Below are 12,689 nucleotides of genomic sequence, written 5' to 3'. Positions count from 1 at the left end.
CCGGCTCCGGGACCATGCCCGGCACAACCACCGACCGGCTGCTGCGCGCCGCGCTGTTCGTCAAGGGACTCGACGGCGCGACGGAGCTGCTGGCGGGCCTGGCGCTGCTGGCGGCGGGCCCCCGCGCGCTGGACGGCCTGACCCGCGGGGTGGTCGGGCACCACCTGCTGGGCAGCCCGGACGGCGCCCCGGCCGGGCGCGTCCTCGCCGGCGAGGCCGCGCTCGGCGCCGACCGGACCTTCGCCGTCGTCTACCTGACCCTGCACGGCCTGGTGAAGCTGGGCCTCGTCGTCGCGCTGCTGCGCGAGGTGCGGCCCGCCTACCCGGTCGCCGCCGCCGTGCTCGGGGTGTTCGGCGTCTACGAGGTGTACCTGGCGGTGGACCGGGGCTCGTGGGGGATGTGGGCCGCGGGCGGCCTCGACCTGCTGCTGACCGCGCTCGTGCTGCGCGAGTACCGGCGGCTCAGAAGCCGGCGACGGCGTGCGGGCGGTACGGCTCCTCGAGGCGGGCGACCTCCTCGTCGGTGAGCCGCAGGTCGACCGCGGCGACGGCGTCGTCGAGGTGCGCGGCCTTGGTGACGCCGACGATCGGAGCGGTGACCACCGGCTTGGCCAGCAGCCAGGCCAGCGCCACCTGCGCCCGCGGGACGCCGCGCTCGCGGGCCACCTCGGCCACCCGCTCGACGATCGCGCGGTCACTGGACTCGTCGTAGAGGCGGCCGCCGAACGCGTCGTTCTCCGAGCGGTGCGTCGTCTCGTCCCAGTCGCGGGTCAGCCGGCCGCGGGCCAGCGGGCTCCACGGGATGACGCCGATGCCCTGGTCCGCGCACAGCGGGAGCATCTCCCGCTCCTCCTCGCGGTTGAGCAGGTTGTAGTGGTCCTGCATCGACACGAACCGGTGCCAGCCGCGCTCGCCGGCCAGGTGCAGCGCCTTGCCGAACTGCCAGGCCCACATGCTGCTCGCGCCCAGGTACCGGACCCTGCCGCTGCGCACGGCCGAGTCCAGCGCCTCCAGCGTCTCCTCGACCGGCGTGGCCGGGTCCCAGCGGTGGATCTGGTAGAGGTCGACGTGGTCCACCTGCAGCCGGCGCAGGCTCGCCTCGAGCTCGCGCAGGATCGCGACGCGGGACAGCCCGCCGCCGTTGGGCCCCGGGCGCATCCGGCCGTGCACCTTGGTGGCCAGGACGACGTCGTCGCGGGTGGTGAACTCGCGGATCGCCTTCCCGGTGATCTCCTCGCTGGAGCCGGCCGAGTAGACGTTGGCGGTGTCGAGGAAGGTGACGCCGGCCTCGAGCGCCTTGCGGACCAGCGGCATCGCCTCGTCCTCGGGCAGGCTCCACGGCGTCATCCCGCGCCCGGGCTCGCCGAAGCTCATCATCCCGAGGCAGATCCGCGAGACCTCCAGGCCGGTGGCGCCCAGGCGCACGTACTCCATGCGCCCAGCCTTCCCCGGCGGCGCGGTGGTCGCCTCCCAGCGGCGGCGGAGCACCTCGGGCACTCAGGGGAGGGCGGCGGCGAGCTCCGGCACGCGCTCGGCGACACCGTCGGGGAAGGCGGTGAACGGCTCGGCGGTCGCGACCCGCTTCGCGCCCTTGCCGGTCCACCGCCAGGTGCCGACCACCTGCCCGCCGCAGACGACGGTGGACCGGAACACCCCGTTGCCGCCGGGCACGATCCGGTCGGCGAACTCGGGCGGCACCGTGCAGCTGCGGTCGGCATAGCCGAGCACGACCTCGTCGAACCCGGGCAGCAGGTGCAGCCCCTCGGCGTCGGCGCGGCAGGCGGCCAGCCGTTCCGGGGTCTCCGGGTCGAGGTGGGCCTCGGTGCCGCCGACGTCGACCGTGGCCAGCCGGTCCCGCACCGACGCGAGGCCCGCGCGGGCGTCGCGGACCGTCGTGCCCGCCCAGCGCACCAGGTCCGCGACCGTGGCCGGCCCGTGCCCGGTGAAGAACCGCAGCGCGAGCTCGGCCAGCGCCCCCTCGCGGTCCAGGCGGCGCGGCGCGGGCACCCACTCGTCGAGCAGCACGAACGCCTGGTCGCCGTCGTCGGTGGGGCCGAGGACCAGCGTCCCGGTCTGGGAGAGGTACCAGAGCGTGTGGTAGCCCTTCGGGCCCGCGACGTCGCAGCCGGCGTCGGTCAGCGCGGCCAGCAGCGCCTGCCGGCCCAGCCGCCGCCGGCCGGTCAGCGCGGCGACGGCGACCTCCCGCGAGCGCTCGAGGCCCTCCTCGGTCAGCCCGACGACGGCCCGCCGCTTCGCCGCGCCCGCCAGCGCCCGCCCGCCGAGCAGCTCGAGCATCCAGTGCAGGTCCTCGGCGGCGACCAGGTGCAGCGTCCCGCGCATCGGCCAGGAGCGGACGACGCTGCCGGCGTCGAGGGCCGCGGTGACCCCCGCGCGGGAGCGGCCGGCGGTGCGCAGCGCCACCGACGTCAGCGCGCCGGGCAGGTCCTGGCCCTGCACCGCGCCCAGCGCCCGCACCGCCGCCGCCGCGTCGGGGAACGGCGTCCCGGCCACCCGCTGGGCCACCAGGCGCAGCAGCGCGACCTCGCGGGGCGTCACCGTCGTCATGCCGGGAGCGTGCCAGCCGGGGGTGACCGTCAGGCGTCCTGCCCGCGCTCGATCCCCAGGGTGGCGAGCAGGTCCTCGTGCAGCTGGATCCACACCGTGTGGCAGGAGTCGACCTCGGGGGAGTCCACCCAGTGCCGCTCGCCGCGGTCGACCCGGGCGAGCGCGGCGGCGTAGCGGTCGGAGTAGCCGTCCAGGCGCTGCAGGCAGCGGGCCAGCGGGTCGGTCACCGCGGCCAGGTCGCGGCCGAGCGTGCCCAGCGCCCGGAGCACCCGCTCGTCCCACCTCCAGTCGGTGTGGTCGTTGGCGGCCATCGGCTCGGTGCGGGTCGGCCGCAGCTGCCAGTCGGTGCAGACCTTGCCGAACCTGCGGTTCAACGGGACGAACCGGCCGTGGGCCTCGGTGACCACGTCCCGCGCGCCGGTCAGCTCCAGCTCCGCGCCCATCCGCCGCCCGTCCTCGGCCCGGCCCTCCTCGGTCAGCGACCACCCGGCGCTGTCGGCGAAGCGGGTGTGGGTGACCCAGCCCCGGGTGGCGTGCCCGAGCAGCCGGTCCTCGACCTCGTCGCGGTCGAGCCCGAAGCGGGCCGCGATCCGCCCCGGCGAGGCGAAGCCCAGCACCCGGAGGCCGTGCAGCACGAGGTCGTCGGGGTCGGAGACGTGTGGGGGCACGGGGCCATCCTCGGCCACGGCCCCGCGCCGGTCAGCGCTCCAGGTGCAGGTAGACCATGTCCTCGGCGTCGGGCTCCGTGGTCAGCGGCGTGCACCCGGCCGCGGCGGCCACCCGCAGGCTCGCCGCGTTGTCCGGCTCGATGCCCAGCACGAACTGCTCGACGTCGGCGGTCTCGGGCGCGGCCACCAGCGCCCGGAGCGCCGCGCTGCCGCGGCCGCGCCCCCGGCAGGCCGGGTCGACGACGTAGGCCACGCCCATCGTGCGGCGCGTGTCGGCCGCGAGGACCCGCTCGGCCACCGGGTCCCACGTCGTCCACCGGTCGTAGACGTCCCCGCCGATCTGGGCCACCGGGCGGCCGGTGTCGTCGAGGGCGACGAAGGAGTGGCTGCGCAGCAACCGGCGCCCGCGGAACTCGTCGGTCCACCGCGTGCTGCGCAGCGCGATCTCCCGCACCGGCCACTCGCGGCCGCCCAGCCGCCGCCGCGTCTCGTCGTCGTCGAACCACGGCGTGACGGCGGGCAGGTGCTCCGGCTCGAAGCGGACCAGCCGGAGGGTGTTCACCCGCCCACCCTGACCCCGGCCCGGGCGGCGCGCACGTCGTCGCTGCCACACTCCGGCCCGTGCAGGCCGAGGACTGGGACGCGCGCTACGCCGAGCGGCAGCAGTGGTCGGGGGAGCCCAACGCGCTGGTCGCCGCCCTCGTGGGGGAACTGCCGCCGGGGGACGCCGTCGACCTGGCCGCGGGGGAGGGGCGGCACGCACTGTGGCTCGCCCGGCGCGGCTGGCGCGCGACCGCCGTCGACTTCTCGGCCACCGGCCTGGCCCGCGGGCGGGCGCAGCCGGACGCCGACCGGGTCACCTGGGTGACCGCCGACGCGACCACCTGGTCGCCACCGCCCGGCTCCCTGGACCTGGTGCTGGTCGCCTACCTGCACCTGCCGGACCCGCCGATGACCGGCCTGCTCCGCCGGGCCGTCGGCTGGCTGCGTCCCGGCGGGCGGTTCCTGCTGCTGGGGCACGACGCCGAGAACGTGACCGCGGGCGTCGGCGGGCCGCAGGACCCGGCGATCCTGCACAGCACCCGGCGGCTGGCCCCGGTGGCCGCCCTGCTCGACGTCGACCGGCTCGAGCAGGTCCGCCGGGAGACGCCCGACGGCACCGCGCTGGACACCCTGCTCTGGGGACGCCGACCGCCCGGACCTGTCGGCCCGCGGCGCTAGCGTCCGGTCCGTGACCGACACCATCGAGGAGTGGTTCGCCGCGGCCGGGCCGCGCGAGGCGGAGCTGCGCCGGGTCGACGCCCTGGTCCGCGAGGCCGCGCCCGGGCTGGACCGCGAACTCGTGCCGGCCGGGTCGGGACGCGTGCTCGGCTACGGCCTGCTGCCCTACCGGCCGCGGTCGGCGAGGGAGACCACCCGCTGGCCGCTGGTCGCCCTCGCCGCGCAGAAGCGCCACCTGTCGCTGTACGTCTGCGCCGTCGTCGGCGGCGAGTACCTGCCCGAGGCGCGCGCCGCGCGGCTGGGGCGGGTGTCCTGCGGGAAGAGCTGCATCCGGTTCACCTCGCTCGACCGGGTCGACGAGGCGGAGCTGTCCGCGCTGGTGCGTGACGCCGCCGCGGTCACGTCCTCGGGCGGCAACACCTTCTTCGCGTCCTGACCGACACGCCGGATCCGTCCTCGGCCGGGGACCTAGGTCCCTGGATCACACCCGTCCCAGCCGCCACGGTGGACGCACTTCCCCGCACGGACCGAACGAGGAGTCCCGCGCGCCCATGACCTCGATCGAGCAGCTCTCCGACCCCAGCGTCGAGCAGGCCGTCACCCGGCTGGTGGACGAGTTCGGCACGCGGTTGCGACCCCAGGTCGTCGGCAACGTCGTCCGCATGTGCCGGCAGGACCTCAGCGGCGTCCCGGTGACCGCGCTGCCGGAGATGGTGGAGCGCCTGGCCCGGACCCGCCTGCAGTCCGTCGGCTGAGGGGGACCCGCCGAATCCGGTTGCCCGGCCCCGGACGATGTCGGGGTGGGCTACGTCGACGTGAGCGGGGTCCGGCACACGCTGCCGGGCGGCCGGGTGCTGCTGGACGACGTCTCGTTCCGGATCGGCGAGGGCGCCCGCGCGGCGCTGGTCGGCGAGAACGGCGCGGGCAAGACGACGCTGCTGCGGATCGTCGCCGGTGACCTGGTGCCCGAGGCAGGCACCGTGGCCCGCAGCGGCGGCCTCGGCGTCATGCGGCAGTTCATCGGCTCGGTGCGCGACGACACCACCGTCCAGCGCTTCCTCGTCGACCTCTCCGCGCCCGCGGTGCGCGCGGCCTGGGACGCCCTCGACGCCGCCGAGCTGACCCTCATGGAGACCGACGACGAGCCCGCGCAGCTCGCCTACGCCGACGCGCTCGCGCAGTGGGGCGACGCCGGCGGCTACGACGCCGAGGTCACCTGGGACACGGTGACCGTCGCGGCGCTCGGCGTCCCCTACGACCGGTGCAAGTACCGCGAGCTGTCCACGCTGTCCGGTGGCGAGCAGAAGCGGCTCGCACTCGAGGCGCTGCTGCGCGGGCCCGAGCAGGTGCTGCTGCTGGACGAGCCGGACAACTACCTCGACGTCCCCGGCAAGCGGTGGCTGGAGCAGCGGCTGCTCGAGACCCGCAAGACGGTGCTGTTCGTCAGCCACGACCGCGAGCTGCTCGCCACCGTGGCCGACCGGGTGGTCACCGTCGAGGGCGGGACGGCGTGGGTGCACGGCGGCGGGTGGTCCTCCTATCCCGAGGCCCGCGAGGCGAGACACGAGCGGATGGCCGAGCTGCGCCGCCGCTGGGAGGAGGAGCACGAGCGCCTCGTGGAGCTGGTCCGCACGCTGCAGCAGCAGGCGGCCAACTCCCCGGACATGGCCTCGCGGTACCGGGCGATGCAGACCCGGCTGGCGAAGTTCGAGGCGGCCGGGCCGCCGCCGGACCGGCCGCCGCAGCAGCAGGTGACGATGCGGCTGCGCGGCGGGCGCACCGGCGTGCGCGCGGTCGTGGCCGAGCAGCTGGAGCTGACCGGCCTCATGCAGCCGTTCGACCTGGAGGTCCGGTACGGCGACCGGGTCGGCGTCCTCGGCGCCAACGGCGCGGGCAAGTCCCACTTCCTGCGGCTGCTGGCCGGCCAGGACGTCGCCCACACCGGGGCCTGGCGGCTCGGGGCGCGCGTCGCCCCCGGCTCCTTCGCCCAGACCCACGCGCACCCGGAGTGGCAGGACCGGACGCCGGTGGACCTGCTGTGGCACGGGGAACCCGGCCGGCCGGGCGTCGACCGGGGGCGGGCCATGGCGGTGCTGCGCCGCTACGGGCTCACCGACTCCGCCGACCAGCCGTTCCGGACCATGTCCGGCGGGCAGCAGGCGCGGTTGCAGGTGCTGATGCTGGAGCTGTCCGGCGCCACGCTGCTGCTGCTCGACGAGCCCACCGACAACCTCGACGTCCTCTCCGCCGAGGCGCTGGAGGAGGCGCTGGCCGCGTTCGACGGCACCGTGCTCGCGGTGACCCACGACCGCTGGTTCGCCCGCTCCTTCGACCGGTTCCTCGTCTTCGGCGCCGACGGGCGGGTGTACGAGTCCGCCGAGCCGGTGTTCGACGAGACCCGGGTCGTCCGAGCCCGCTGAGCACCCGTGAACGGAACCGGCCGGACCTCCGTCGTGGGAGGTCCGGCCGGGAACGCGCGGCGTGGGGCTACGGGAGGGCGTAGAAGACGCGGTCGTCCGAGTCGAAACTCATCGTCGGCTCGACGGACAGCTGACCGCCCGCGACGGCGGCCGGCGGCACGTCCATGCAGAACTCGAACGTGTCCGAGCCCCCCGGGTTGAGGGTGGGGGTGTCCATGGCGTCGTCGGCGAGGACGGCCATGCACTCGGAGTCGCTGTACTGACGGGCGTCGGAACCGTGGAAGACGGTGGTCAGGTCGAAGCCGGGCATGCCCTCCGTCGTACCGGTGTAGGTGACGGTCAGCTGGGTGAGCACGTACTGGCCGGTGGCCGGCTCGTTGTACTCGTTCGCGGCGAGCACGGACTCGTCGGCGTCGAGCTCCACGGCGTCCACGGTGACCAGGTAGTCGCCGACCTGGGCCGGGACCCCCAGCGGCACGACCTCGTCGGCCGGGGCGGCCTCCTCGGGGGCGGACTCCAGCAGCTCCGACGTCGCGCCGTCGAACGGGGCGGCGCTGCCGAGGTCCTCGTCGAGGCTGTCGGCGACCTCGTCGATCACGCTGGCGTAGAAGGCCTGCGTCGCGAACACCACGGCGATGGCCACCACCGAGGTGACGAGGCCGGCGATCGACAGGCCCTTGCCCCGGTGGGTGCCGCGACGGGCGCGCAGCAGCGCGGGGATGCCCAGCGCCAGGCCGACGACGGCGATCACAGCGGCGACGTTGTTGACGATCGGCACCCAGCTCAGCAGCAGCGCGATGATCCCCAGGACCATCGACGCGACGGCCAGGCCGGCGCCCTTCTGCTGGGGGACGTACGGCGGCTGGACCGGAGCGTAGGGCTGCTGGTACGGCGCCTGCGGGGGGTGGGACACGGAACGGCTCCTCGCGAGGGCTGGGTGGATTCGGATCGAGACCGTGTCGTTCTTCGGCCGGACCGCACCCGATCGCGATCCGAAAACGCCCGGAGGCATCCCAGCCGCCGCAGGAGCACCACCCGTCCCGCCGGCGCCGTCCGGCCGTCAGGTCTCCTTGACTGTCAGGGGAGCCTGACGGACGCTGGGTCATGGACGTCGACGACCTCGAACGACGGCACACCCTCGCCAGCGCCGTCCGCCGCTACGACGAGCTGCGCACCCGCGACTCGCTGGCCGACCCCGACGACCCGGCCGGCCCCCGGCCGCTGACCCGCGAGGAGGCGCTGGAGCTCCTGGCGCTGGGCGAGGTGGTCGCCCGGCGAGCGGCGCAGGGGCGTCAGCTCACCGTCCGGACGGCGCGGGCCACCGGGGCGTCCTGGGCGCAGATCGGCCGGGCGCTGGGCGCCACCCGGCAGTCGGCGTGGGAGGCGCACCGGCGCTGGATCGACGCCCAGGTCGACCACCCCGACGGCTCGGGCGGGCTCACCGAGGACGAGGCCGCCGAGGCCCGCGCCCTGCTCGCCAACGACGCCGACTGACGCGGCTCCCGGGGGCGGCAGAAATGGCCGTCCCTGCCGCCCGGGGGCTGGTCGGGCGGTCGGTCACCGAGTTCTCGCCGCAGGCACGCGCGGGCGCGCCGGCGCGAGCGGCGACGACCCGACGATCGACACCTGCGAGTACGGGGCTCAGCCGAAGGCCCGGCCCTCGCCGCGGTAGGTGGCGACGGCGCCGGCGAGGCGGTCCCCGGCCAGCGTGTGCAGGACCTCGACGTGCTCGCACACCTCGCCGGCCTTGGCGTGCCGGAACCAGACGCGGTCCCCGACGGCGAGCCCGTCGGCGTCCGGGCCGCGCAGCGGCGTCTGCACCTCCCCGGCGCCCTCGGTGCCGAGCACCCGCAGCCGCGCGGGATGGACCGGGCGCGGCAGCCGGTCGGCGCCGGGCGGCCCGGAGGCGATCCACCCGCCGCCCGCGACGGTCACCGTCCCGGGGGCGGGCCGGCGGGTCACCGGCAGCGCGAACAGCAGCGCCGGCCGGCCGCGGAAGGCGCGGTACCCGTCGAACAGCGTCGGCTGGTACAGCCCCGAGCCCGCGGCGACCTCGGTGACCGACGGGTCGGCCGCGGTCCGCTCCAGGCTCCCCGTGCCGCCGCCGTTGACGAACGCCAGCGGCGCGACGGCGGAGACGGCGGCCACCGCGGCGGCGCGGCGCCCGGTCAGCTCCCGCACCGACAGCGCCTGCACCCCGCGCACCGCCAGGCCGCGCAGCGGGCGCCCGGGCGGCGCGTCCGGCACGCCGGCGACCTGCGCCTCGTAGGCCATGAGCCCGACCAGGGCGAAGCCGGGCCGGTCGCACACCGCCCGGGCCAGCGCCGCGGCGGCCGCGGGGTCGTGCACCGGCGACCGGCGCACCCCGACGTGCACCCGCCCGGCCCGCAGCGACGCGTCGAGGTCCAGGCAGATCCGCACCGGCGGCCGCGACCCGGGCGGCGCCACCGCGTCGACGGCGTCGAGGTGGTCGGGGGAGTCGGCCACCAGCGTCACCCGCGCGGCGAGCGCGGGGTCGGCCACCAGCCGGCGCAGCGCCGCGCGGTCCACCGAGGGGTAGGCGACGACGACGTCGTCGGACACCGGGTCGTCGCCGCCGGCCAGCCAGAGCGCCTCGGCCAGCGTGTAGGCGAGCACGCCGGCGAAGCCGGGGCGGGCCAGCACCCGCCGCAGGACCGCGCGGCTGCGCACCGACTTGCTCGCCACCCGGACCGGGCGCCCGGCGGCGCGGCGCACCAGGTCGGCGGCGTTGGCGTCGAGCGCGTCGAGGTCCAGGACGGCCAGCGGCGGGTCGAGGTCCGCCGTCGCCCGGTCCAGCCGGGCCCGGGCTGCGGCCGGGGAGGTCATGGCGCGGCAGCATCCTCGCGGACCGCCGACCGGGTCAAGCGTCCCAGTCACTTGACCCGGTCCGGCGCGAGCGGGACGCTGCCGCGCACGACGGAGGAGGCGGCGTGGGCACCTGGCGCAACTGGGCCGGCAACCAGCGGGCGGACGGCGTGACCGTCGTGCACCCGGCGGGCACCGGGGAGATCGCCGCCGCGGTGCGGGACGCCGCCGCGGCCGGGCGCCGGGTCACCGCGCTGGGCAGCGGCCACTCGTTCACCGGCGTCGGCCGCCCGGAGGACGTCGCGCTGGCGCTGGACCGGCACGCGGACCTGGTCGGCGTCGACGACGCCGGGCTGGTCACCGTGCAGGCCGGCATGCCGCTGCACCGGCTGAACGCGGAGCTGGCCGCCCGCGGCTGGGCGCTGACCAACCTCGGCGACGTCGACCGGCAGACCGTCGCCGGCGCGATCTCCACCGGCACCCACGGCACCGGCGCCCGGTTCGGCGGGCTGGCCACGCAGGTCTGCGCGCTGGAGCTGGTCACCGCCGACGGGACGGTGCTGCGCTGCGCGCCGGACGAGAACCCCGACGTCCTCTCCGCCGCGCGGGTCGGCCTGGGCGCCCTCGGCGTGCTGAGCACCGTGACCCTGCAGGCGGTGCCGGCGTTCGCCCTGCGCGCCGAGGAGGGCACCGCCGCGCTGCCGGACCTGCTGGCCGACTTCGCCGGCTTCACGTCCTCCACCGACCACGTCGAGTTCTACTGGTTCCCGCACACCGACCGGTGCCGCACCCTGCGCAACACCCGGGTGCCGCTGGAGGAGGTCGCGCCGCCGGGCCGGGCGCGGGCGTTCTGGGACGACGAGGTGCTCGCCAACGCCGGCCTCGCCGCCGTCGTCGCGGCCGGCCACCGGGTGCCCGCGCTGGTGCCGCCGCTGGCGCGGTTCTCCGCCGGGGCGCTGGGCGCCCGCACGTACACCGACGTCGCGCACCGGGTCTTCGTCTCCCGCCGGCGGGTGCGGTTCCGCGAGATGGAGTACGCCCTCCCGCGGGACGCCGCCCCGGCCGTGCTGGCGGAGCTGCGACGGGTGGTCGACGCCGGCCCGCACCGGGTGCCGTTCCCGGTCGAGGTGCGGGTCGCCGCCGCCGACGACGTCCCGCTGTCGACGGCGTACGGCCGCGACACCGCCTACGTCGCCGTCCACGTGCCCGCCCGCAGCGAGCCCGGCGGGTACTTCGCCGCGTTCGAGGCGATCGCGCTGGCCGCCGGCGGGCGCCCGCACTGGGGCAAGGAGCACGGCCTCGACGCCGCGGCGCTGGCGCAGCGGTACCCGCGGTTCGGCGAGTTCGCCGCGCTGCGCGAGCGGCTGGACCCCGCCGGGGTGTTCACCAACACCCACCTCGCCCGGGTCCTCGGCCCGGCCGGGCAGCCCGCCGGGCAGGCCTGAGGTGCCGCGGCTGCCGGCCGCGCAGCGGCGCGCCGCCCTGGTGGAGGCGGCGCTGCGGGTGATGGCCCGGGACGGCCTGGCCGCCGGTACCACCCGCGCGGTCGTCGCCGAGGCCGGCATGCCGCTGGCCGCCTTCCACTACGCCTTCTCCTCGCGCGACGAGCTGCTGCGCGAGCTGGTGACCCGCGTGGTCGGCCGCGAGCTGGCCGCCGCCTCCGCCGCCCTGGACCCGGCCGCGGGCCTGGCCGGCTGCCTGCGCGCGGCCGCCGCCGGCTACCTCGACCACCTGGAGCGCGAGCCCGGCGCCGAGGCGCTGATGCTCGAGCTCACCCTGCACGCGGTGCGCGACCCGGAGCTGCGGCCGGTAGCCGCTGCGCAGTACCGCGCCTACACCGCGGCGGCGACCCGGCTGCTGGAGGAGGCCGCCGCCGCGACCGGCGCCACCTGGCGGCGGCCGGTGCCCGAGCTCGCCCGGCTGCTGGTCACCGTGGTCGACGGTGCGACGACGACCTGGCTGGTCGACCGCGACACCGCCGCCACCCGCGCGGTGCTCGAGGCCGCGGTCGACCAGCTGGTCACCTCCGCCGCCCAGCCCTAGGCGGCAGGAACGGCCGTTCCTGCCGCTCCCCGCCGGGTCAGAGGTCGACGTCGGGCTCGCCGGTGCCGCCGATGCGGTCGAGCTCCTGCATCTCCAGCGGCCCGAGCACCCGCGCGCCCGCCTGGAGGTTCTCCTCCAGGTGCGCCACCGACGACGTCCCCGGGATGAGCAGGACGTTGGGGGAGCGGGCCAGCAGCCAGGCCAGCGCCACCTGCATCGGCGTGGTCTCCAGCCGCCGCGCCACCGTCTCCAGCGCCGCGGACTGCAGGGGCGTGAACCCGCCGAGCGGGAAGTAGGGCACGTAGGCGACGCCCTCGCGGGCCAGCGCGTCGAGCATCGGGTCGTCGGCGCGGTGCACGAGGTTGTAGTGGTTCTGCACGCACACCACCGGCGCGATCGACCGCGCCTCGGCGAGCTGCTGCGTCGTCACGTTGGACACGCCCAGGTGCCGGACCAGCCCCTGCTGCTGCAACTCCGCCAGCGCCTCGAACGGCTCGGCCAGCGAGCGCTCCACCGGTGCGTCGAACCCGGGCATGCGCAGGTTCACCACGTCGAGCACGTCGACGCCGAGGTGGTCGAGGTTGTCGTGCACGGCCTGCTTGAGCTCCTCGGGGGAGAGGGCCTCGGGCCACGCGCCGTCCGGCGTCCGCCGGGCACCGACCTTGGTGACGATCGTGAGCTGCTCCGGATAGGGGTGCAGCGCCTCGCGGATGACCTCGTTGGTCACGTGCGGGCCGTAGTAGTCGCTGGTGTCGACGTGGTCCACGCCCAGCTCCACCGCCCGGCGCAGGACGGCGACGGCGGCCTCGCGGTCGGCCGGCGGGCCCATGACGTGCGGGCCGGCCAGCTGCATCGCGCCGTAGCCGATGCGGTGGACCGTGCGGTCCCCGAGCGCGAACTGTCCCGACCTCTCGGCCGTGGTCGTCGTCATGCCCGCTCCCTACCC

General features: G+C 76.6%; 15 protein-coding genes. 8 read left to right on the top strand and 7 right to left on the bottom strand.

Annotation, left to right across the window (positions count from 1 at the left end; translation table 11 throughout):
• The first annotated feature begins 14 nt into the window (after positions 1-14).
• Positions 15-527, top strand: coding sequence for a DUF2127 domain-containing protein (locus ACI798_RS00570; RefSeq protein ID WP_457046897.1), 513 nt, complete (start codon positions 15-17; stop codon positions 525-527).
• Here the strand turns inward: ACI798_RS00570 and ACI798_RS00565 are convergent.
• The 4 genes from ACI798_RS00565 to ACI798_RS00550 are packed head-to-tail and all read right to left on the bottom strand — an operon-like array spanning position 463 to position 3,795.
• Positions 463-1,497, bottom strand: coding sequence for an aldo/keto reductase (locus tag ACI798_RS00565; RefSeq protein ID WP_457046896.1), 1,035 nt, complete (start codon positions 1,495-1,497; stop codon positions 463-465). The two genes, ACI798_RS00570 and ACI798_RS00565, sit on opposite strands and share 65 nt — an antisense overlap.
• Entirely contained in the window at positions 1,498-2,565 is a 1,068-nt protein-coding gene (locus ACI798_RS00560) for a winged helix DNA-binding domain-containing protein (RefSeq protein ID WP_456942275.1), read from the bottom strand.
• 29 nt (positions 2,566-2,594) lie between these two features.
• The gene (locus ACI798_RS00555; protein ID WP_456942276.1) at positions 2,595-3,233 is read right to left on the bottom strand and encodes a hypothetical protein; all 639 of its coding nucleotides are present in this window, start codon (positions 3,231-3,233) and stop codon (positions 2,595-2,597) included.
• Between the two features lie 31 nt (positions 3,234-3,264).
• Positions 3,265-3,795: a GNAT family N-acetyltransferase gene (locus ACI798_RS00550; protein WP_456942277.1), complete on the bottom strand. Its 531-nt coding sequence runs from the start codon at positions 3,793-3,795 to the stop codon at positions 3,265-3,267.
• Positions 3,796-3,854: 59 nt separating this feature from the next.
• Between ACI798_RS00550 and ACI798_RS00545 the strand changes: the two genes are divergently transcribed.
• From ACI798_RS00545 to ACI798_RS00530, 4 genes are all read left to right on the top strand, one after another.
• Positions 3,855-4,454: a class I SAM-dependent methyltransferase gene (locus ACI798_RS00545; protein WP_456942278.1), complete on the top strand. Its 600-nt coding sequence runs from the start codon at positions 3,855-3,857 to the stop codon at positions 4,452-4,454.
• Positions 4,455-4,464: 10 nt separating this feature from the next.
• The gene (locus ACI798_RS00540; RefSeq protein WP_456942279.1) at positions 4,465-4,890 is read left to right on the top strand and encodes a DUF1801 domain-containing protein; all 426 of its coding nucleotides are present in this window, start codon (positions 4,465-4,467) and stop codon (positions 4,888-4,890) included.
• 115 nt (positions 4,891-5,005) lie between these two features.
• Positions 5,006-5,209 carry a three-helix bundle dimerization domain-containing protein gene (locus ACI798_RS00535; RefSeq protein WP_456942280.1) on the top strand — a complete coding sequence of 68 codons (204 nt, stop codon included), beginning with the start codon at positions 5,006-5,008 and terminating at the stop codon, positions 5,207-5,209.
• 45 nt (positions 5,210-5,254) lie between these two features.
• Entirely contained in the window at positions 5,255-6,874 is a 1,620-nt protein-coding gene (locus tag ACI798_RS00530) for an ABC-F family ATP-binding cassette domain-containing protein (RefSeq protein ID WP_457046895.1), read from the top strand.
• A 67-nt stretch (positions 6,875-6,941) separates the two neighbouring features.
• Here the strand turns inward: ACI798_RS00530 and ACI798_RS00525 are convergent, their stop codons facing one another.
• On the bottom strand, positions 6,942-7,787 hold the full coding sequence (locus ACI798_RS00525) for a DUF4190 domain-containing protein (protein WP_456942282.1): 846 nt from the start codon (positions 7,785-7,787) through the stop codon (positions 6,942-6,944).
• 191 nt (positions 7,788-7,978) lie between these two features.
• Between ACI798_RS00525 and ACI798_RS00520 the strand changes: the two genes are divergently transcribed.
• Positions 7,979-8,368 (top strand): hypothetical protein, encoded by a 390-nt coding sequence (locus ACI798_RS00520; protein WP_456942283.1) that lies wholly within the window; start codon positions 7,979-7,981, stop codon positions 8,366-8,368.
• Between the two features lie 147 nt (positions 8,369-8,515).
• Here the strand turns inward: ACI798_RS00520 and ACI798_RS00515 are convergent, their stop codons facing one another.
• Positions 8,516-9,721: an alanine racemase gene (locus ACI798_RS00515; RefSeq protein WP_457046894.1), complete on the bottom strand. Its 1,206-nt coding sequence runs from the start codon at positions 9,719-9,721 to the stop codon at positions 8,516-8,518.
• Between the two features lie 104 nt (positions 9,722-9,825).
• On the opposite strand from ACI798_RS00515, the gene ACI798_RS00510 reads away from it, so the two are divergent.
• Positions 9,826-11,145, top strand: a complete 1,320-nt coding sequence (locus ACI798_RS00510; protein ID WP_456942285.1) for a D-arabinono-1,4-lactone oxidase — start codon at positions 9,826-9,828, stop codon at positions 11,143-11,145.
• A gap of 1 nt (position 11,146) precedes the next feature.
• Positions 11,147-11,743, top strand: a complete 597-nt coding sequence (locus tag ACI798_RS00505) for a TetR/AcrR family transcriptional regulator (RefSeq protein ID WP_456942286.1) — start codon at positions 11,147-11,149, stop codon at positions 11,741-11,743.
• A 37-nt stretch (positions 11,744-11,780) separates the two neighbouring features.
• Here the strand turns inward: ACI798_RS00505 and ACI798_RS00500 are convergent, their stop codons facing one another.
• Positions 11,781-12,674 carry an aldo/keto reductase family oxidoreductase gene (locus tag ACI798_RS00500; RefSeq protein ID WP_457046893.1) on the bottom strand — a complete coding sequence of 298 codons (894 nt, stop codon included), beginning with the start codon at positions 12,672-12,674 and terminating at the stop codon, positions 11,781-11,783.
• Between the last annotated feature and the right edge of the window lie 15 nt (positions 12,675-12,689).

It is taken from the genome of Geodermatophilus sp. SYSU D01045 (genome assembly GCF_054050295.1).
This window is presented reverse-complemented; position numbering and strand designations above follow the sequence as displayed.